Source organism: Caballeronia sp. LZ033 (assembly GCF_031451265.1).
In the GTDB taxonomy this organism is placed as follows: domain Bacteria; phylum Pseudomonadota; class Gammaproteobacteria; order Burkholderiales; family Burkholderiaceae; genus Caballeronia.
On record NZ_JARUXQ010000001.1, the window covers coordinates 2,635,984 to 2,654,372 of the forward strand.

The 18,389-nt window shown below is 64.4% G+C and carries 19 protein-coding genes and 1 pseudogene; 10 read left to right on the top strand and 10 right to left on the bottom strand.

Going from position 1 to position 18,389, the window contains the following annotated elements; all coding sequences use genetic code 11:
• Nucleotides 1-110: 110 nt before the first annotated feature.
• Nucleotides 111-1,385 carry an EAL domain-containing protein gene (locus tag QCE62_RS12300; protein WP_309918202.1) on the top strand — a complete coding sequence of 425 codons (1,275 nt, stop codon included), beginning with the start codon at nucleotides 111-113 and terminating at the stop codon, nucleotides 1,383-1,385.
• A gap of 69 nt (nucleotides 1,386-1,454) precedes the next feature.
• Here QCE62_RS12300 and QCE62_RS12305 read toward each other — a convergent pair whose 3' ends face one another.
• The 3 genes from QCE62_RS12305 to xseA all read right to left on the bottom strand — a co-directional run bounded on the left by QCE62_RS12305 (nucleotide 1,455) and on the right by xseA (nucleotide 4,113).
• Nucleotides 1,455-1,607, bottom strand: a complete 153-nt coding sequence (locus QCE62_RS12305; protein ID WP_309918205.1) for a hypothetical protein — start codon at nucleotides 1,605-1,607, stop codon at nucleotides 1,455-1,457.
• Between the two features lie 346 nt (nucleotides 1,608-1,953).
• Nucleotides 1,954-2,535, bottom strand: a complete 582-nt coding sequence (locus QCE62_RS12310; RefSeq protein WP_309918208.1) for a Fe-Mn family superoxide dismutase — start codon at nucleotides 2,533-2,535, stop codon at nucleotides 1,954-1,956.
• Between the two features lie 210 nt (nucleotides 2,536-2,745).
• Complete coding sequence (gene xseA, locus QCE62_RS12315) at nucleotides 2,746-4,113, bottom strand: exodeoxyribonuclease VII large subunit (protein WP_309918211.1); 1,368 nt, start codon at nucleotides 4,111-4,113, stop codon at nucleotides 2,746-2,748.
• A 504-nt stretch (nucleotides 4,114-4,617) separates the two neighbouring features.
• On the opposite strand from xseA, the gene lpxK reads away from it, so the two are divergent.
• The 5 genes from lpxK (at nucleotide 4,618) to QCE62_RS12340 (ending at nucleotide 8,563) form a co-directional block, all read left to right on the top strand.
• Entirely contained in the window at nucleotides 4,618-5,634 is a 1,017-nt protein-coding gene (gene lpxK, locus QCE62_RS12320) for a tetraacyldisaccharide 4'-kinase (protein ID WP_309918214.1), read from the top strand.
• Nucleotides 5,615-5,830 carry a Trm112 family protein gene (locus QCE62_RS12325; RefSeq protein WP_309809605.1) on the top strand — a complete coding sequence of 72 codons (216 nt, stop codon included), beginning with the start codon at nucleotides 5,615-5,617 and terminating at the stop codon, nucleotides 5,828-5,830. The genes lpxK and QCE62_RS12325 overlap by 20 nt, the downstream gene beginning before the upstream one ends.
• 21 nt (nucleotides 5,831-5,851) lie before the next feature.
• A complete protein-coding gene (gene kdsB, locus QCE62_RS12330; RefSeq protein ID WP_309918217.1) occupies nucleotides 5,852-6,643 on the top strand; it encodes a 3-deoxy-manno-octulosonate cytidylyltransferase in 792 nt (263 codons plus the stop codon).
• Nucleotides 6,644-6,938: 295 nt separating this feature from the next.
• Nucleotides 6,939-7,604: an adenylate kinase gene (gene adk, locus QCE62_RS12335; RefSeq protein WP_309918220.1), complete on the top strand. Its 666-nt coding sequence runs from the start codon at nucleotides 6,939-6,941 to the stop codon at nucleotides 7,602-7,604.
• Between the two features lie 200 nt (nucleotides 7,605-7,804).
• Entirely contained in the window at nucleotides 7,805-8,563 is a 759-nt protein-coding gene (locus tag QCE62_RS12340) for a 3-hydroxyacyl-CoA dehydrogenase (protein ID WP_309918222.1), read from the top strand.
• Between the two features lie 54 nt (nucleotides 8,564-8,617).
• Here QCE62_RS12340 and QCE62_RS12345 read toward each other — a convergent pair whose 3' ends face one another.
• On the bottom strand, nucleotides 8,618-9,463 hold the full coding sequence (locus QCE62_RS12345) for a SirB1 family protein (protein WP_309918225.1): 846 nt from the start codon (nucleotides 9,461-9,463) through the stop codon (nucleotides 8,618-8,620).
• On the bottom strand, nucleotides 9,463-11,013 hold the full coding sequence (gene murJ, locus QCE62_RS12350) for a murein biosynthesis integral membrane protein MurJ (protein WP_309918228.1): 1,551 nt from the start codon (nucleotides 11,011-11,013) through the stop codon (nucleotides 9,463-9,465). The genes QCE62_RS12345 and murJ overlap by 1 nt, the downstream gene beginning before the upstream one ends.
• Before the next feature lie 422 nt (nucleotides 11,014-11,435).
• Between murJ and rpsT the strand changes: the two genes are divergently transcribed.
• Entirely contained in the window at nucleotides 11,436-11,714 is a 279-nt protein-coding gene (gene rpsT, locus QCE62_RS12355) for a 30S ribosomal protein S20 (protein WP_309918231.1), read from the top strand.
• Nucleotides 11,715-11,943: 229 nt separating this feature from the next.
• On the opposite strand, the pseudogene QCE62_RS12360 reads toward rpsT, so the two are convergent.
• Nucleotides 11,944-12,261: pseudogene (locus QCE62_RS12360) on the bottom strand (DUF3579 domain-containing protein); the annotation flags it as partial.
• Nucleotides 12,262-12,801: 540 nt separating this feature from the next.
• On the opposite strand from QCE62_RS12360, the gene argF reads away from it, so the two are divergent.
• A complete protein-coding gene (argF, locus tag QCE62_RS12365) occupies nucleotides 12,802-13,731 on the top strand; it encodes an ornithine carbamoyltransferase (protein WP_309918234.1) in 930 nt (309 codons plus the stop codon).
• Between the two features lie 74 nt (nucleotides 13,732-13,805).
• Here the strand turns inward: argF and murB are convergent, their stop codons facing one another.
• A complete protein-coding gene (gene murB, locus QCE62_RS12370; protein ID WP_309918239.1) occupies nucleotides 13,806-14,837 on the bottom strand; it encodes a UDP-N-acetylmuramate dehydrogenase in 1,032 nt (343 codons plus the stop codon).
• Between the two features lie 145 nt (nucleotides 14,838-14,982).
• Between murB and QCE62_RS12375 the strand changes: the two genes are divergently transcribed.
• On the top strand, nucleotides 14,983-15,468 hold the full coding sequence (locus tag QCE62_RS12375; RefSeq protein WP_309918242.1) for a YajQ family cyclic di-GMP-binding protein: 486 nt from the start codon (nucleotides 14,983-14,985) through the stop codon (nucleotides 15,466-15,468).
• A 91-nt stretch (nucleotides 15,469-15,559) separates the two neighbouring features.
• On the opposite strand, the gene QCE62_RS12380 is transcribed toward QCE62_RS12375, so the two are convergent.
• Nucleotides 15,560-16,771 (bottom strand): DUF2252 family protein, encoded by a 1,212-nt coding sequence (locus QCE62_RS12380; protein WP_309918244.1) that lies wholly within the window; start codon nucleotides 16,769-16,771, stop codon nucleotides 15,560-15,562.
• Nucleotides 16,772-16,940: 169 nt separating this feature from the next.
• Between QCE62_RS12380 and QCE62_RS12385 the strand changes: the two genes are divergently transcribed.
• The gene (locus QCE62_RS12385; RefSeq protein ID WP_309918247.1) at nucleotides 16,941-17,162 is read left to right on the top strand and encodes a hypothetical protein; all 222 of its coding nucleotides are present in this window, start codon (nucleotides 16,941-16,943) and stop codon (nucleotides 17,160-17,162) included.
• A gap of 18 nt (nucleotides 17,163-17,180) precedes the next feature.
• Here the strand turns inward: QCE62_RS12385 and plsY are convergent, their stop codons facing one another.
• Complete coding sequence (gene plsY / locus QCE62_RS12390; protein WP_309918250.1) at nucleotides 17,181-17,816, bottom strand: glycerol-3-phosphate 1-O-acyltransferase PlsY; 636 nt, start codon at nucleotides 17,814-17,816, stop codon at nucleotides 17,181-17,183.
• A gap of 36 nt (nucleotides 17,817-17,852) precedes the next feature.
• Nucleotides 17,853-18,344, bottom strand: coding sequence for a Cys-tRNA(Pro) deacylase (gene ybaK / locus QCE62_RS12395; protein ID WP_309918252.1), 492 nt, complete (start codon nucleotides 18,342-18,344; stop codon nucleotides 17,853-17,855).
• Between the last annotated feature and the right edge of the window lie 45 nt (nucleotides 18,345-18,389).

Below are 18,389 nucleotides of genomic sequence, written 5' to 3' on the forward strand. Positions count from 1 at the left end.
GTGCCCGAAGCCGCTTGCGGCTTGAATTTGCACGCTTTTTGCTCAAACGGAGGTAAGCCGTTCCTGTAAACTAGCGCTGTTCAGTTTCCCTGCCCCGATGCCTCGACACCATGAGCATGGTTGATCTCGACCCTCCCCGCTTTCAGCCGCCGCGCCCCGTCGCCGGCGACGACGGCTCGCGACGCACCGTGCTGTACGGCGAATACACCGTCTTCAGCGTATTTCAGCCCGTGTTCTCGGTGTCGCACCGGCGCGCCATCGGCTATCACGCTTCGCTGCGCGCCCGCGACGACACACATCGTCATGTGCCGTCGCACGAAGTATTCACCCAGGCCGCGCGGCGCGGCGATCTGCTCGAACTCGGACGGCTCGCCGAATCCCTTCATCTTGGCAATTTCAACGCATTCGACAGCCATGACGAATGGCTCTTCCTGAGCCTGCATCCCGCCGCGCTGATGGACATGAGCTACGGCGACGCTCTGGTCGCGGCGCTGAAGGACATTGGACTGTTGCCGCAGCGCGTGGTGCTGGAGGTGCCCGAGCAGGCCGGCGGCGAAACGACGCGCTTTACCGAGATCATCGATTCGCTGCGCAAGTCGGGCTTCCTGATTGCGCTGGACGGTTTCGGCGTCAAGCATTCGAACATCGATCGCGTGTGGCAATTGCGGCCGGACATCGTGACGCTCGACCGCTGCATCCTTCAGCAGGCCACCGAGCATTCGCATATCGAGCGCGTGCTGCCGCGGCTCGTGTCGCTGCTGCACGAGTCCGGCCAGCTCGTGCTGATGGGCGGTCTTTCGACCGAACGTGATGCGTTGATCGCGCTGGAGTGCAACGTGGATTTCGTGCAGGGCGCATATTTCGCGCAGCCGAGCGTCGATGCCGTGCATCCGCAGGTTGCGGCAAGCGTGATGGATGCGTTGACGGCGGCATCGCGCGAGCGCATCGGCGCGCGCGACCGCGCCCAGGCAACGCGTCTCGAACCGTATGTGAGCGGGCTCGAACGGGCGTCGGTGAAACTGATGGAGGGTGAAACGCTCGTTGCCGCCACGAGCGAACTGCTGCAACTCGCCGACACCGCCCGCTGCTTCCTGCTCGATCAGGCCGGACGGCAGATCGGCGATAACGTGGTGCCCATCGTGCGCACGTCGCAGCGCGCGAAACGCTTCAGCCCGCTGCTGCATTCCGAAGGCGCGAGCTGGGAGCGGCGCCCGTATTTCATCGAGGCGCTGCGCGCGCCGGGACGGGTTCAGTTGACGGCGCCGTATCTGTCGATCAACGAGGCGCATCTGTGCGTGACGGCGTCGATCGCGGCGCAGACGCCTTATGGGTTGCAGGTGCTGTGCGTCGACATCAACTGGGAAGCGATGCCGCGACGGCGGTAGCGGGTTGCGCGTTGCGCCTGATTGACGGAACGGGAGCCTTCCATCGGGGAGGCTTTTTCGTTTCTGGAATCAGGCGTTGTGGCCGGGTTCGGGACGGACGAGATCGAAGCCCGCCAGCATGACCACGCCGGACAGCACGATCAGCGCGACGGAATGACGTCCGAAATACAGCAGCGCGGCGGCGGACCAGGCTGCGACGCATAAGCCTGCGAGGTGTCTCATGGCGGTGTGCGGGGATCCAAAGCGATATTTTAGGGTTTTGGGATTTGTCGCGCTGGGATGGGGCGGCGTAGTCTGCTAAGGTTCGTAAAACTACGTGGAGCGGGTGAGAAAAGCGTAGCGCCGCCCGGGAAACCGGGTCCCACCTGGAGTGGGTGTTTCACCTCACGGTGAATAGAGAGTCCCGCGTACAACGGCTGCCCTTGGGCAGCCGTTGGTCTTTTGAGCTCGACTCCTCCCCGCCGCACATAAGTGTCATTGTCCGAGCTCCAAAAACAAAAAAGCCGCATCGAACTGAATCGATGCGGCTCTTGCCGAAGCGACCCACCGGGCCGCAACAACCCAAAACTTACGCGCCGAAATTCTGCGCAGCGAAGTCCCAGTTCACGATGTTCCAGTAAGCCTCGATGAACTTCGGACGCGCATTGCGATAGTCGATGTAATACGCGTGTTCCCACACGTCGATGGTCAGCAGCGCCTTGGCGTCCGTCGTGAGCGGCGTGGCGGCGTTGCTGGTCGACACGATGTCGAGGCTGCCGTCGGTCTTCTTCACGAGCCAGGTCCAGCCCGAACCGAACGTGCCGGTGGCAACCTTGGCGAACTCTTCCTTGAACTTGTCGAACGAGCCGTACTTCGCGTTGATCGCGTCAGCCAGCGCGCCGGTGGGTGCGCCGCCGCCCTGAGGCGACAGGCTGTTCCAGAAGAACGTGTGGTTCCAGACCTGAGCGGAGTTGTTGAACACGCCACCCGAAGACTTCTTCACAATTTCTTCGAGCGACAGGTTCTCGAATTCAGTACCCGGAATCAGCTTGTTCAGGTTGGTCACATAGGTCTGGTGATGCTTGCCATAGTGATACTCGAGCGTTTCTTCCGACATGTGCGGAGCGAGCGCGTTCTTTTCGAACGGCAGCGGCGGGAGCTTATGTTCCATGATGCGAGCCTTCCTTTCTATGTGGAATGTGTGTTTGCGGGGGAGTGAGGCAGTGGAGCAATGGATTGTAGGCGAGTTGGGATAACCCAGCAAACCGTGTGCCCTTTATGAGTAAGATCGATTTCCAATCGCCTTGGACGGCGTAAAAAGTGCTTCCACGGGCTGCACGGCGTCCTTGAATGTACGCCTGAACACGCCAGTTTTCAGGCATCAGAATTCATCTGACAGACGCGGCTGGACATCGGCGAGCAACACATCCGCCGATCCTTCCGCCAGATGCACCGTCAGCGGACGCTTCGGTTTCAATGCGTTCGGCGCACGCAGCGCGCGTCCCGTCTGGGCATCGATCAACGCCGCATAGCCGCGTTCCAGCGTGCGCTGCGGACTGAGCACCTGCAAGCGCGCCGCGAGTTCCGACACACACGCGCGCTCGCGCTCCGCACGGCGCTCGTGCGCGCGTTGCAGGCGCTGCGCGAGCCTCGACACCTGCTCGCGCGCCGCAGCGACATCCGGGCGTTTGCGCTGCCAGCGATACTGAACCAGCGCGAAGTGCGCGCGCGCATCGCGCACGGGCCGCGCCCCCGCCGACACCAGACGCCCCGACAGTTGCCGCAAATGTTCACGCTGCCGCGCCAGCCGCTCAGCGGGACTCACGAGCCGGCGCGCCAGCCAGTCGAGCTGCTGGGCACGGCGTTCCATCGCGCGGCCGAAACCGCGCGCGAGCGCCGCATGACGATGATCGAGTTCGCGCAACAACAGCACGCGTTGCGGACTCACGAGTTCGGCGGCGGCCGTGGGCGTCGGGGCGCGGACATCGGCGGCGAAATCGGCGATGGTGAAATCCGTTTCGTGGCCGACGCCGCTCACCACCGGCAGCGCGCTCTCCGCAATCGCGCGGGCCAGCACTTCCTCGTTGAAGGCCCACAGATCCTCGATCGATCCGCCGCCGCGGCACACGATCAGCACATCCACCTCGCGCCGCGCGTTGGCGGCTTCGACCATCGCGGCGAGCTTCGCGCTGACGCCCGCGCCCTGCACCGGCGCCGGATACACCACCACCGGCACGTGCGGCGCGCGTCGCGCAAGCGTCGTGAGCACGTCGCGCAGCGCCGCCGCCTGCAACGACGTCACGATGCCGATGCCGCGCGGATGCGACGGCAGCGCGCGCTTGCGCTCCGCCGCGAACAACCCTTCGCCTTCGAGCTGCGCCTTGAGCCGCAGGAACGCTTCGTAGAGCCGCCCCTGACCGGTACGCCGCACCGCCTCGACGTTCAGTTGCAGTTCGCCGCGCGGCTCGTACATCGTGACGAGCGCGCGCACCTCGATGCGGTCGCCTTCGCGCGGCGTGAACTCGGCGTATTGCGCGCGGCTGCGGAACATCACGCAGCGCATCTGCGCGCCCGCGTCCTTGATCGAGAAATACCAGTGGCCGCTCGCCGCCCGCGTGAAGTTCGACACCTCGCCCGACACCCAGACGAGCGGAAAGCTGCGCTCGAGCATCGAACTGATCGCGCGATTGAGCGCGGAAACGGGAATGACGGCTTCGCCGCCTGGCGATGGCAGGGAATTGGGAGTCATGGCTGAACCGGAAAGAAACAGGCTGCTACGGCTGATTGGCCCAATGGACAGGAACCGCTCGGCGAGGTACGGCAGTGTAGCAAGTGTCCACACAGAAAGACTTACCGGCCCCGTCGCCGCGCGCCTGTGAAAGCTTTAGGATTCGTCCTAAGTCGTTGATTTTGCAAAAATAGATTGATATGAACACTGTCTTCGCCGAAGCAACTCTTTCCTGACGCGGCTTGCTGCTTCCAGCTCCGGAAGTTTTTCACAGAGTTATCCACAGGCGCGCGGTGCTGAAGCCAGGCCCGGAAACGACCGGGCGACTGGCGCGCACGGCCCGCGCGCGCTAGAGTGCCGGGTTCCAGCACCGGCCCGGCACGCATGCGCAAGCGCGGCGCGTCGTCGCCATCGCCGGTCGATCCGTTCAACGCCAACCGACACTCGAGGAGCTGCCGTTGCACGCCACGCCTTATCCGCTTTGTTCCGCTTCTGTCCCGCCGGCGTTCCGCGTAAAGGCGGTCCATGTCTGATTTCAAGCCGCCGGTCGAAAACTTCCTCGCCCGCGAGTGGCGCCGCCGCGGTCCGGTCGCCTGGGCGCTGACGCCCTTCGCCTGCGTGTTCGGCGCGATCGCCGCGCTGCGCCGCGCCGGTTTCGAACTCGGCTGGCTCAAGCGGATCGACGTGGGCGTGCCGGTGGTCGTCGTCGGCAATGTGACGGTGGGCGGGACGGGCAAGACGCCGACCGTCATCGCGCTGGTCGAAGCGCTGCGCGCCGCCGGCTTCCAGCCGGGCGTGGTGTCGCGCGGCTACGGCGCGAAAGTGCCGAAGCCGCTCAGCGTGACGCCGGCCAGCGAGGCCGCGCAGGTCGGCGACGAACCGCTCCTGATCGCGCGCCGCACCCACGCGCCGGTGTTCGTCTGCCCGGACCGCGTGGCCGCCGCGCGAGCGCTGCTCGCGGCGCATCCGAATGTCGACGTCCTTGTGTCCGACGACGGCCTGCAGCACTATCGGCTGGCTCGCGCGTTCGAACTCGTCGTCTTCGACGATCGTCTGGGCGGCAACGGCTTCCTGCTGCCGGCGGGCCCGTTGCGCGAGCCGATGTCGCGCCGCCGCGATGCGACACTCATCAACAGTCCCTACGAGCGCACCTTGCCGCCGTGGCCGGACACCTTCTCGCTCGACCTCGAGACCGGCGACGCATGGCTGCTCGACGATCCCTCGGTACGCCGGCCGCTCGGCGAGTTCGCCGGCGAGCGGGTGACGGCGGCGGCGGGCATCGGTTCGCCCGAGCGCTTTTTCGCGACGCTGCGCGCGGCGGGCATTACCCCCGCGACGCGCGCCTTCCCGGATCACTACGCGTATCGCGAGAATCCGTTCGCCGGCGTAGAGGCGGATGCGATCCTGATCACCGAAAAGGATGCAGTAAAATTGGGCGCCTGGCGCGACGCACGCATCTGGGTCGTTCCGGTGCAAGCCGTGCTCCGGCCGCGCCTCATCGCTCTTGTTGTGGAGAAACTCCGTGGACGCACGTCTGCTTGAAATCCTCGTTTGTCCGATCTGCAAAGGCCCGCTCAGCTATGACCGCGCCGCGCAGGAACTCGTCTGCAGCGCGGACAAACTCGCTTATCCGATCCGCGACGGCATTCCCGTGATGCTCGTCGATGAAGCGCGCCAGACCGTCGAGGGCACGCCCGTCGAACCGATCCAGCCGCTCAAGCCGGCCGGCGACGTCTGATTCAGCCTGACCATGCCTGACATGTCCGTACCGTTCATCGCCGTCGTTCCCGCGCGCCTCGCGTCCACCCGTCTGCCCAACAAGCCGCTCGCCGACATCGGCGGCAAGCCGATGGTCGTGCGCGTCGCCGAGCGCGCACGCGAATCGGGCGCGCGCCAGGTGATTGTCGCGACCGACTCGGACCGCGTGGTCGAAGCCGTGCGCGATCACGGCATCGAAGTGATGTTGACGCGTTCGGATCATCCGACCGGCACCGACCGCCTCGCCGAAGTCGCGACCCGGCTCGGCTGGGCCGACGACACCATCGTCGTCAACGTGCAGGGCGACGAACCGCTGATCGATCCGCAACTCGTCCGCGACGTGGCGTCGCACCTCGCGGCGTTTCCCGCCTGCGCCATCGCGACCGCCGCGCATCCGATCCACGACCCCGCCGACGTCTTCAATCCGAACGTGGTGAAGGTCGTGCTCGATGCGAAGAGCATCGCGCTGTACTTCTCGCGCGCGCCGATTCCCTGGACGCGCGATCTCTGGCAGCCGCACTGGCCGGACGTCGCCGCGCTCGGACAACTGCCCGCGGTGCCGGACAACGTGCTGCGCCACATCGGCCTGTACGCCTATCGCGCGAAGTTCCTGCGCGACTTTCCGAACCTCGCGCAGGCGCCGATCGAAGCCGCCGAAGCGCTCGAACAACTGCGCGCGCTGTGGCATGGCGAACGCATCGCGGTGCGCGTGACGCAGGATGCGCCGCCGCCGGGCGTCGATACGCCTGCCGATCTCGCCCGCGTTCAAGCGCTCTTCCCCGCGTCGAACTGAAACACTGAAAGCTGGAGACAACCCGTGTAAACCCCGCCGGAACGCCCGGCCGGCGCGGTTCTCGGGGTTTCCTATGCGCGTTATTACGGTCGCGGCCGTAAAGAGCCGTGGCATAATCGAACGATTGCGCGAGCCTTCCGGCCAGCGCCACGCTCAACGTTGCGCCGCTGTCCGCAGGTGCCCGCCGTCTCCAATCGGCTGCGCGCCCTGTCGTCGACGCCGCACGAGCCAGGCCATCGGATGTCAACGAGCCTCGCGGCGTGAAGCGGTTTCTAGACGATTCGGAGATATCACCATGCGTTTGATCCTGTTGGGGGCACCCGGTGCGGGCAAGGGCACCCAGGCAAACTTCATCAAGGAAAAATTCGGCATTCCGCAGATTTCCACCGGCGACATGCTGCGCGCGGCCGTCAAGGCTGGCTCGCCGCTCGGCGTCGAGGCGAAGCGTTTCATGGACGCGGGCGAACTGGTGCCGGACTCGCTCATCATCAATCTCGTTAAGGAACGCCTCCAGTCCGATGACTGCAAGAACGGTTATCTGTTCGACGGTTTTCCGCGCACGCTGCCGCAAGCCGAAGCAATGAAGGAGGCGGGCGTCGCCATCGACTACGTGCTCGAGATCGACGTTCCCTTCGACGAAATCATCACGCGCATGAGCGGCCGCCGGGTTCACGCGGCGTCGGGCCGTACGTACCACGTCAAGTTCAATCCGCCGAAGGTGGACATGACCGACGACGTCACCGGCGAACCGCTGATACAGCGCGACGACGACAAGGAAGAGACCGTGAAGAAGCGGCTCGACGTGTACGTCGCGCAGACCAAGCCGCTGATTTCGTACTACAACGACTGGGCGAAGAACGGCACCGCGCCGAATGGCCTGAAGGCGCCGGCGTACCGCGCAATTTCGGGTCTCGGCACTGTCGATGAAATCCGCACGCGCGTGTTCGACGCGCTGAAGTAAGCGCGCTTCGCTTCGCGTTCTTCGCGTTCTCCAGAACCCGCTTCCCAGGAGCGGGTTTTTTTACGCCTGCCGATCGCGGGCGCGGCGAGCGGCTTCGCTACAATCGACGCGGCTCCCACAAGGACACCACAACGACACACTTTCGGCGAGCGGCATCCACCCCGCCCTCGCCTGCACGCATCACACAAAGGAGAAGAGACATGGAGATTCAGGGCAACGTGTTCCTCATCACCGGCGGCGCATCGGGCCTGGGCGCCGCGACGGCGCGCCTCGTCGCGTCGCTCGGCGGCAAGGTCGTGCTCGCCGACATGAACGAGGCCGCGGGCGAAGCGCTCGCACAGGAACTGTCGGGCGCGTTCGTCAAGTGCGACGTGAGCCAGGAAAGCGACGGTCAACGCGCCATCGAATCGGCGCTGTCGCTCGGCACGCTGCGCGGCCTCGTGAACTGCGCGGGCATCGCACCGGCGGCAAAGACCGTGGGCCGGGACGGCCCGCATGCGCTCGATCTGTTCTCGAAAGTGATCGCGGTGAATCTCATCGGCACCTTCAACATGATCCGGCTCGCGGCCAATGTGATGTCGAAGAACGAGCCCAACGGCGCGGGCGAGCGCGGCGTGATCGTGAATACGGCGTCGGTCGCCGCGTACGACGGACAGATGGGCCAGGCGGCCTATGCGGCCTCGAAGAGCGGCGTGGCGGGCATGACGTTGCCCATCGCCCGCGACCTGAGCAGAAGCGGCATTCGCGTGATGACCATCGCGCCGGGCCTGTTCGAGACGCCGATGCTGCTCGGCATGCCGCAGGAGGTGCAGGACGCGCTCGGCGCGATGGTGCCGTTCCCGCCGCGCCTCGGCAAGCCCGACGAATACGCAATGCTCGTCAAGCAGATCTTCGACAACCCGATGCTCAACGGCGAGGTGATCCGTCTGGACGGCGCGATCCGCATGCAGCCGAAGTGATGGCGTTTCAGTTGTGAAAACGGCGGGCTTCTTACGAAGTCCGCCGTTTTTTATTCAGTCGCCGTTTTGCTGGGTGCGCTGCCGCAGCTCGTGCAGTTCGGTTTCGACGACCGTCGCATCTTCCGCGTCGGGCCGATGTTCGATGTAGCGCTGCAAGTCCTCCAGCGCCGGACGCAGGTAATCGAGCCGCGCATAGGCGAAGCCGCGGTCGCGCACTTCCTCGATGCTGTGCGGCAACGTGATCACCAGCCGCTCCTGCACCGCGAGCAGGCGCTGCCAGCGCTCCGTCTGCAGATAGATGGACTTGAGGTTGCGCAGCATGCGCGCGACGATCTCGCGCCGCGTCGCGGGCTGCAACAACACGCGCAACGCACTGCCGATCGATTCGCCGGCACGCTGCACATACGGCTCCAGCATCTCGACCATCTGCGCTTCGGAGAGCGTCTGGCCGGTGGTCGGATCGAGCATCAGATCTTCGGCGGGCAACGCGACGCGCAGCAGGAAATGCCCCGGAAACGACACGCCCCGCACCGGCAGGCCGAGCTGGTCGGCCATTTCCAGATAGATCACCGCGAGCGAGATCGGAATGCCGCGCCGGCGCCGCAGCACGACATTCAGATGGCTGTTGTCGGGATCGTAGTAATCGTTGAGATTGCTGGAGAAACCCAGCTCGCGGAAAAAGTATCGGTTGAGCGCATCGACGCGCGTCCGGACGTCAGCGTCGTCGGGCAGGCGGCGGCGGGCGCGCACGACCAGCTCGTCGATCTCGGCGAGCACGGTCTGCATGTCGAGATCCGGGTACGCGTCCTGGGCCAGCGACAACGCCGCTTCCGTGAGCGGAAGCGTGTCGTCGTCCGCCATCAGCGACGAGAAGTAGTCGAGGATACGCGTTGTCGTCATCAAAGCGTGCGTCTCTTGAAGTAGGCGTACTTGAAGCCCATCGCGGAAAGAATACCGAAATATAGCGCCGCGAACACGACCAGGCTCGCGCCCAGCAACGCGATGCGCAGCATCGGGGTGGCGCGCATGCCGATCCAGTCGAAATTGATCGCCACCCAGTGCATCACGCCCGCAAGAATCAGGCACGCGCCGAGCAGCTGCACGACAAAACGCGCCCAGCCCGCGGACGGCCGGTAGATCTGGCGGCGGCGCAGGCCCACGAAGAGCAGCGACGCATTGGCGAGCGCGCCGAGGCCGATCGACAGCGTCAGGCCCGCATGGGAAAAGATCGGCACGAACAGGTAATTGCTCACCTGGGTCATGACCAGCACGAAGATCGCGATCTTCACCGGCGTCTTGATGTCCTGCTTCGCATAGAAGCCCGGCGCCAGGATCTTGATGAGGATCAGGCCGATCAGCCCGATGCCGTACGCCGACAGCGCGCGGCCCACCATCACCACCGAATGACTGTCGAACTTGCCGTAGTGGAAGAGCGTCGCGGTGAGCGGCTCGGCGAAGAAGAACAGCGCGACCGCGCTCGGCGCGGCCAGCAGGAAGGTGATGCGCAGGCCCCAGTCGAGCAGCGCGGAGTATTCGTCGTTATTGGCGTCGACGTGCGCCTTAGAAAGGCTCGGCAGCAGGATGGTGCCGAGCGCCGCGCCGAGCAGCGCGGTGGGGAATTCCATCAGGCGGTCGGCGTAGTTGATCCACGACACGGCGCCCGGCCCGATGTTCGATGCAATGTTCGTGTTGATGATGAGGCTCAGCTGCCCGACCGAGACGGCGAAGGTCGCGGGCACCATCTTGAGCAGCACGCGCTTCACGCCCGGATGCGCGAGCGCGCGCCGGAAGTTGAAACTGATGCGCGGCATCATGTCGATCTTCTTCAGGCCCGGCAGCTGCACGAGCAACTGCAGGATGCCCCCGGCGATCACCGCGTAGGCGAGCGCATACACCGGCACCTTCAGGTGCGGCGCGACGAACACCGCCGCGAAGATGAACGCCACGTTGAGCAGCACCGGCGCGAACGCGGGCAGCGAGAACTGCTTGTAGGTGTTGAGCACGCCGGACGCGAGCGTCGTCATCGAGATGAAGACGATGTACGGGAACATGATGCGCGTCATCTCGACGGCAAGGCCGTACGCGGCGCCTTCGTGGGCAAGCCCCGACGCGACCGCGAACACGACCCAGCTCGCGCCCGCCATGCCCGCCAGCGACAGCACGACGAGCCCCCACGTCAGCACGGTCGACATGGCGTTGACGAGCGCCTTGGTCGGATCGTGGCCCTGGCTGTTCTTGAACTCGGCGAGGATCGGCACGAACGCCTGCGCGAACGCACCCTCGGCGGACAGACGCCGCAGCAGGTTGGGGATACGGAACGCGACGTAGAACGCGTCGGTATAGAGACTGGCGCCGAAGGCTCGGGCGATCAGCGTTTCGCGGATCAGGCCGGTCACGCGGGACAGCAGCGTGAAGCCGCTGACCGTCAGTAGGGCTCGGAATAGATTCATGGGGCGCCCATTATACGGGCCACGTGCGGCGCGTCTGCGACACACCGCCGCTCGCTGGCGGCAAAGCCCGCAACCTTGACCGATCGTGCCAATCCTGCGCGCCATCGCACGGATGACGTCGCGCTTGTCACGACTCCGGTTCCGTTGCTATAATCGCGGGTTTCGAAGCTCCGAAAACGCCCGGATTGCCCCTTGTGTATCCGGATCCGTGGAGCTTCGCGTCTCTCCCCGGCTCCGGCCGGCGAAGTATCAGCGGTTCCCGGGCCATCACAACGCTGCGTCGCTGCACGCGTTCCCGGGAGTTCAGGCAAGACAAACAGGACAAGGCAGCACGCTCGAACCACCGGCTCAGGCCAGTTCAAGGCCCTCTCCGGCCCGCGCGCTCCAGACAAGTAACAGCAGAAACAGGACAAGGAACCGTCATGGCAAATACCGCACAAGCTCGCAAGCGCGCCCGTCAGGCCGCTAAAGCCAATTCGCACAACTCGGCGCTGCGCTCGAAGTTCCGCACGGCCATCAAGGCAGTTCGCAAGGCTATCGACGCCGGCGACCAAGCCAAGGCTGCCGAAGTGTTCAAGTCGTCGATCAAGACAATCGACATCATCGCGGACAAGAAGATCGTCCACAAGAACAAGGCCGCTCGTCACAAGAGCCGCCTGGCTGCAGCCATCAAGGGCCTGCAAGCCCCGGCTGCCCAGTAATTCCGGCCCGCTTCAGGCGGGCGCCTTACGCTTTCCGCGTTCCGGCGTTCGTCGAAGCAGCTTCCTGTTTCCGCTGCGCAGTAACGAAAAAGCCCGCTTCAGCGGGCTTTTTTGCGTCTGCTCTGCTCCGGTCGGCTCACGACTGGGCGTGCGGACTTCCAGCGTTCGGCACCTCGGATTCCTGCCGCGGCTGCTCGTGCGCAGGCGCGGTCTGCGTGGCGGACGCGCCCTGCGTGCCATGATGCGGCGGCAATTCACACGCCTCGGTCACGAGCAGGTCATTGTCCTTCGCAAAGTTCAGCACGAAGTCGAACGCCATCGGCTCGATGTCGCGCAGGCGGGAATCGACGATCACGACCTTGATGTCGCCGATCATCGTCGGACGCACGTAGATGGAATACTGCAGCCGTGCGTTCGGCCCTCTTGCCTTTGGACCGAAACCCGACATCACACCGCACAGGCGCTCCGACCAGTCGCTCGGCCGAAACTTCCTCCCGTTCTTGGTGATGCCTTGTATGAAATATTCGGTAGGGGATGATTCAGCCATGTAGCAATACCTGTTGACGGCCGGTGACGCGCACCGGCGAACGCACATCCGCACGACGGAAACCGCGGGAGCCAGCGCAGCGAAAGGCGCCGGGCGGTTGTTCGCGAGCTGCTCTCCGTTGAGGAGGAACATTCGCGTCCGCGAGAGGATGGCAGACTCGACAGCACTGGGTCATTCACCGCGATCCGTATGCACAAAACACGCACAAATACACGCCTGCGGGACGCTTGCGAGCCCCTTCGCACATGCGAGTGAAACGGTGCTTGATGTTGCAGAACTGTTGAAACGAGCGAACGCGATTATACCGCAGCGACCTTTTTTCCGCAGCGCACACAAACACGACGCACGCTGCGAAGACGTCCGTGAAGGCCGTCGGACGGGCACGTGCGGCGCATGTGACGGCGCGGACGGCCTCGTCAAACATCGTGAAATCCTTTATGCTCAAACGCGATACCACTCCCGACGGCGGCGCCGTCCGGCCAGGCGCCTCGCAACAGAGTGCAGCGCCACGCGCCGGTTCGGAGCCGCCGCTTGCGTTTCATGACCTCCAAGAAAATTCGCCACTATCTTCAGTTCAAGGATTTTTCGCTCGATGACTACGAGTACGTGCTCGAACGCGCGCGCATCCTGAAGCGCAAGTTCAAGAACTACGAGACCTATCATCCGCTGCACGACCGCACGCTCGCGATGATCTTCGAGAAGAGTTCCACGCGCACGCGCCTTTCGTTCGAAGCCGGCATCTTCCAGCTCGGCGGCCACGCAGTCTTCATGAACACGCGCGATACGCAACTCGGACGCGGCGAGCCGATCGAGGATTCCGCCCAGGTCATCTCGCGCATGGTCGACATCATCATGATCCGCACCTTCGGCCAGGACATCATCGAGCGATTCGCGGAAAGCTCGCGCGTGCCGGTCATCAACGGTCTCACCAACGAATACCATCCGTGCCAGGTGCTCGCGGACATCTTCACGTTCTACGAGCATCGCGGGCCGATTCACGGCAAGACGGTCGCGTGGGTCGGCGACGCGAACAACATGCTGTACACGTGGATCCAGGCGGCGCAGATTCTCGGCTTCAAGCTGAGGCTGTCGACGCCGGCAGGCTACAAGCTCGACGCCGCGCTGGTCTCCGAAGACAGCAAGCCGTTCTTCGAGGAATTCGACGATCCCAACGAAGCCTGTACGGGCGCTCACCTCGTGACCACGGACGTGTGGACCAGCATGGGCTTCGAGGCGGAGAACGAAGCGCGCATGAAGGCGTTCGCCGACTATTGCGTCGATGCCGACATGATGGCGCGCGCCCAGCCCGACGCGCTGTTCATGCACTGCCTGCCCGCGCATCGCGGCGAGGAAGTGAGCGCGGAGGTCATCGACGGTCCGCAGAGCGTCGTCTGGGATGAAGCGGAAAACCGTCTGCACGTGCAGAAGGCGCTGATGGAGTATTTGTTGCTCGGCAAGCTCAATCACTGAAGCCCGCAGCACGCTCATCATGCTGAACGTACAAAACCCGCGCCAGCGGGTTTTTTCTTTTGCGAGCCACGCTTTCAGAGCGTCACCGGCTCGATTTCCAGTTCCACGTCGAAGCGCGCCCGCACGTCGCGCTGAATGGCTCTGGCCAGTTCGAGCACCTGCGCGCCCGTCGCGCCGCCGCGATTCACCAGCACGAGCGCCTGACGATCATGCACCGCCGCGCCGCCGATGCCGCGCCCTTTCCATCCGCACTGGTCGATGAGCCAGCCCGCCGCGAGTTTCACGCTGCCGTCGGCCTGCGGATAGGAGACGATGCCCGGCTCGCGCTGCCTGAGCGTGTCGAACGCCTGCGCGCTCACGACCGGATTCTTGAAGAAACTGCCCGCGTTGCCCAAGACGGTCCAGTCGGGCAGCTTGGCGCGGCGCACGGCGACCACGGCGTCGAAGATCGCTTGCGCGTCGTAGCCAGAGGCGCCTTCGAGCGCGCGTGCGATGTCGGCGTAATCCGCGCGCGGCTGCCAGCGCTTCGGCAAGCGAAACACCACGGACGTGATCATGAAACGCCCGCGCCCTGCCCGCTTGAAGAAACTGTCGCGGTAGCCAAACGCGCACTGGGTGCGATCGAACTCGACGCGCGCGCCCGTCGCCAGTTCGACGGCGCTGAGGCGCTCGAAGCGCTCGCCCATCTCCAGCCCGTAGGCGCCGATGTTCTGAATGGGCGCGGCGCCGACCGTGCCCGGAATCAGCGCGAGATTCTCGAGCCCCGGCATGCCCTGCGCGAGCGTCCACGCGACAAAGCCATGCCAGTTCTCACCCGCGCCGGCTTCCACGAGCCATGAGCCGGCGTCCTCGGCGATCACGCGCTTGCCCTCGATATTCACGATCAGCGCCACGCCGTCGAAGTCGCGCGTCAATACGAGATTGCTGCCGCCGCCGAGCACCAGTTGCGTGATCCCGGCGAGGCGGCCATCGCGGCACAGCAGCGACGCGGCCTCGACGCTGTCGATCTTCATCGCATGGCGCGCGCGCACGTCGAAGCCGAACGTGTTGTGCGAGCGCAGCGAATAAGCGTCGAGAAGTTCGGGCGCGTGGGATGCGTGAGGCATGAATGACCGCAGGGAGATTCAGGAGAATCGGCGCGGCCTTGGGGAACTCGGCGCCGCGTCGGTAGAATGACGGGAGATCGAATTATAACCAATGCCATTATGCGAGCCGCGCCCAGCGCGCTTGCCTCAACGAAGGAGAAGGCACATGCCGTCGTTTGACGTCGTCAGCGAAGCAAACATGATCGAAGTGAAGAACGCCATCGAGCAGGCGAACAAGGAAATCTCCACGCGCTTCGATTTCAAGGGCTCGGATTCGCGCGTCGAGCAGAAGGAGCGTGAACTCACGCTCTACGCCGACGACGACTTCAAGCTCGGCCAGGTCAAGGACGTGTTGTTGAACAAGATGGCCAAGCGCGGCGTCGACGTGCGCTTCCTCGACTACGGCAAGCAGGAAAAGATCGGCGGCGACAAGCTCAAGCAGGTCGTCACCGTGAAGAAGGGCGTGTCGGGCGACCTCGCGAAGAAGATCGTCAAGATCGTGAAGGACAGCAAGATCAAGGTGCAGGCGAGCATTCAGGGCGACACGGTGCGCGTGCAAGGCACCAAGCGCGACGACCTGCAAAGCGCCATTGCACTGTTGAAGAAGGACGTCACGGATACGCCGCTCGACTTCAACAATTTCCGCGACTGATCGTTCGCGGATTTCAGCTTTCGGAAAAGCCGTTCCGGGTTGTACCGGAACGGCTTTTGTTTGATCGGCCGCTTTTTGACTTCCGAGGCCTTCAAGTCCCGGTCGCGTAACGGCGGCAATGCTCCAGATAGCCGGCCTCGTGACTGCTCACCAGCTGGACGATGCTGTTCCAGAGCCACAACGGCGCATCGATGGTTTTCGACCGGTTGCGGCGCAAGTCGGCCTGCCATTCCTTCCGCGTCGCCGCCTCCATTTGCCGTGCGTGCGCCTTGCCGACCACAGCGGCCAGATAGTGCGCCACGTGCATCGCGTCGTCCTTGTCCAGTTGCTCGATTTCGAGCTTCATGTCCTGCGGCAGCAGTTCGCGAATGACGACCGCGCGATCGAGCAGACGCGCCGCCCGCATGCGTTCGCCGAGAAACGGCGAAAGATGCCGCGCGCCTTCGATGACGCGCAACGCGTTGTCGCGCGGCATCGTGACGTCCTTGTAACGCGGAGCGGCCGCCTTCACGCCCTCCTTGATGTCGATGAGACACAGATCGTCTCCCTCGACCACGCCGCCATCCACGTCGAGCAAGACCGCATAGCGCGCGCGGCCGAGCGAACTGCAGCCCTTTACCCAATAGGCGGCGTCGAGCATCACGACGTCACCGGAGTCGTCGCGGCCCCGCAGGCCCGTCGCGAGGCTGGCGATGTCCTTCTCCTGGAAGAGCGCTTCGATCTCGCGACGCTCGCCCTTCGCGAGCGGCCAGAACCGCTTGCCCAGTGGTATCGACGGATGGAGATTCTCGATGCGTTCGCGCGCGAGATGTTGCCACGAGCGCCGGACGGCCTCTTTCATCGTCACGTGAACGGGTTCGGGACGCCGGGACTCGATGTCCAGATTCGAGAACGCTGATTCGTAGCCGGCGGCCAGCGCCTCGATCGTGCGCACGACATTCAGTCCGGACAGCGACGAGCCCCGCGCGGCCGTTGCAAGCGACAGCCCGAGCCGCACCAGGTCATGCACCGGATTGCCGATGACGGTCTGATCGAGATCGCGAATCTGGATCTCGACTTTGCCCTTCGCGTTGGCGATCGGGCCCAGGTTGCCCGTGTGGCAGTCGCCGCAAATCCAGACAGCGGGTCCGTGCGGCAGGGTATCGCCGTTTGCTTCGAGCACCCACTCGTAGAAGCGCTCCGTATTGCCCCTCACGTAGGCGTGCGGGGAACGCGCCATCTTCCATCGGCGTCGTTCCGTCAGTACGGCCTGCCGGCCCTCGGCTTCAGGCAGCCCCTTCCTTGCTCTTGTGATTTTGTTCATGTGCCTTTGCGCCCAGGTTCGAACGCTCCAGGCGCAGAATGCGTGCCGCGGTCTTGCAGTCGTCTTACAGCGGGCATGGCGGATGCGAGTGTGCCCTGCCCAACATAATCATCAGACGATACAGGCTAGGCTTGGCCCATCACTGCAAGCCACGCACCGCCACGCACGCATGGACAACTATTTCACGACACAGGAAGGCGCGATCCGACGGCTCGTTGGCATCAGGCGCGGCTCGCCGGGCACGCCCGGGCCGTCGATCATCGTCGGCAAGAGGAAGGACGGCGCCGAGGTCAACGGCATCGCCGATATCCTGTCCGCCGTCCGTGCAGGACGCATCGCGAGCTTCTTCTATTCGAGTCCGGCGGATACGTACGTGGTCTTCGTCAGCTGAGCCGGTCCGGCCGGCATCTTATTCGGCTGCTCCCGCAGCCTTCTTCTTGTCGCCGATGCGGCTTTCCTGCCCCGCCAGCAGCTTCGAAATATTCGCGCGATGCCGCCAGATGAGCAGCAGGCTCATGGCCAGCACCGCGAGCGAAATACGGCTGGGGCCGAACAGGAACACTTGGTAGAACGGCGCGAACACCGCTGCGACGAGCGCCGCCAGCGACGAATAGCGGAAGAAGAACGCAATGATGAGCCAGGTCAGCAGCGTGGCGAGTCCGAGCACCGGATGAACGGCGAGCAGCACGCCCGCCGCCGTGGCCACGCCCTTGCCGCCCTGGAAGCGGAAGAAAACCGGGTACAGATGCCCGAGGAACACGGCGATGGCCGCGAGCGCCGTGGCCGTGTTGATGAGCGCCGGATCCCAGCCGAAGCTCGCGCCGAAATGCACGACGACCCACACTGGCAGCCAGCCCTTGAACGCATCGCCGATCAGCGTGAGGATCGCGGCCTTCTTGTTGCCGGTGCGCAGGACGTTGGTGGCGCCGGGGTTGCCGGAGCCGTAGGAGCGCGGATCGGCGAGACCCATTGCGTGGCTGACGACGACGGCAAATGAAATCGAGCCGATCAGATAGGACACGACGGCGACGATCAAAGGAATCATGGTGTCTTTTCGGTGGTGACGAGAGCGGAGTGCATTCTAATCGACGCTTGCGCACTGCACGGGCGTGGCATGCAGCAGGCGCGTCAGGACCTCCGGCGCGAGACTGACGAGATAACCACGCCTTCCGCCGTTCAGATAGATGCGGTCCAGTTCGAGGATGCTGGCTTCGACATACACCGGCATGGCCTTCTTCGTGCCGAACGGCGACGTGCCGCCCACCAGGAAGCCCGAATGGCGGTTCGCGACTTCCGGCTTGCACGGCTCGATGCGCTTCGCCCCTGTCTGCCGCGCGAGGTTCTTGGTGGACACGGTGCGATCCCCGTGCATGAGCACGATGAGCGGCTTGGCGTACTCGTCTTCCATCACCAGCGTCTTGACGACTTGATGCTCGTCCACGCCGAGCTGGCGCGCGGATTCCTCGGTGCCGCCGTGCTCGACGTACTCATACGGATGCTCGCCGAACGCAACCTGATGACGGCGCAGGAACTGCGTCGCGGGCGTTTCGGATACGTGTTTGCTTTTCGACATGGACGCATTGTAGCGGCGCGTCCGGCGCGTCACCATTGGCCGAAT

Excerpts from the sequence above, each read along its gene's own strand:
- QCE62_RS12300 (WP_309918202.1), top strand. The coding sequence starts at position 111 with ATGAGCATGGTTGATCTCGACCCTCCCCGCTTTCAGCCGCCGCGCCCC.
- QCE62_RS12305 (WP_309918205.1), bottom strand. The coding sequence starts at position 1,607 with ATGAGACACCTCGCAGGCTTATGCGTCGCAGCCTGGTCCGCCGCCGCG.
- QCE62_RS12310 (WP_309918208.1), bottom strand. The coding sequence starts at position 2,535 with ATGGAACATAAGCTCCCGCCGCTGCCGTTCGAAAAGAACGCGCTCGCT.
- xseA (WP_309918211.1), bottom strand. The coding sequence starts at position 4,113 with ATGACTCCCAATTCCCTGCCATCGCCAGGCGGCGAAGCCGTCATTCCC.
- lpxK (WP_309918214.1), top strand. The coding sequence starts at position 4,618 with ATGTCTGATTTCAAGCCGCCGGTCGAAAACTTCCTCGCCCGCGAGTGG.
- kdsB (WP_309918217.1), top strand. The coding sequence starts at position 5,852 with ATGTCCGTACCGTTCATCGCCGTCGTTCCCGCGCGCCTCGCGTCCACC.
- adk (WP_309918220.1), top strand. The coding sequence starts at position 6,939 with ATGCGTTTGATCCTGTTGGGGGCACCCGGTGCGGGCAAGGGCACCCAG.
- QCE62_RS12340 (WP_309918222.1), top strand. The coding sequence starts at position 7,805 with ATGGAGATTCAGGGCAACGTGTTCCTCATCACCGGCGGCGCATCGGGC.
- QCE62_RS12345 (WP_309918225.1), bottom strand. The coding sequence starts at position 9,463 with ATGACGACAACGCGTATCCTCGACTACTTCTCGTCGCTGATGGCGGAC.
- murJ (WP_309918228.1), bottom strand. The coding sequence starts at position 11,013 with ATGAATCTATTCCGAGCCCTACTGACGGTCAGCGGCTTCACGCTGCTG.
- rpsT (WP_309918231.1), top strand. The coding sequence starts at position 11,436 with ATGGCAAATACCGCACAAGCTCGCAAGCGCGCCCGTCAGGCCGCTAAA.
- argF (WP_309918234.1), top strand. The coding sequence starts at position 12,802 with ATGACCTCCAAGAAAATTCGCCACTATCTTCAGTTCAAGGATTTTTCG.
- murB (WP_309918239.1), bottom strand. The coding sequence starts at position 14,837 with ATGCCTCACGCATCCCACGCGCCCGAACTTCTCGACGCTTATTCGCTG.
- QCE62_RS12375 (WP_309918242.1), top strand. The coding sequence starts at position 14,983 with ATGCCGTCGTTTGACGTCGTCAGCGAAGCAAACATGATCGAAGTGAAG.
- QCE62_RS12380 (WP_309918244.1), bottom strand. The coding sequence starts at position 16,771 with ATGAACAAAATCACAAGAGCAAGGAAGGGGCTGCCTGAAGCCGAGGGC.
- QCE62_RS12385 (WP_309918247.1), top strand. The coding sequence starts at position 16,941 with ATGGACAACTATTTCACGACACAGGAAGGCGCGATCCGACGGCTCGTT.
- plsY (WP_309918250.1), bottom strand. The coding sequence starts at position 17,816 with ATGATTCCTTTGATCGTCGCCGTCGTGTCCTATCTGATCGGCTCGATT.
- ybaK (WP_309918252.1), bottom strand. The coding sequence starts at position 18,344 with ATGTCGAAAAGCAAACACGTATCCGAAACGCCCGCGACGCAGTTCCTG.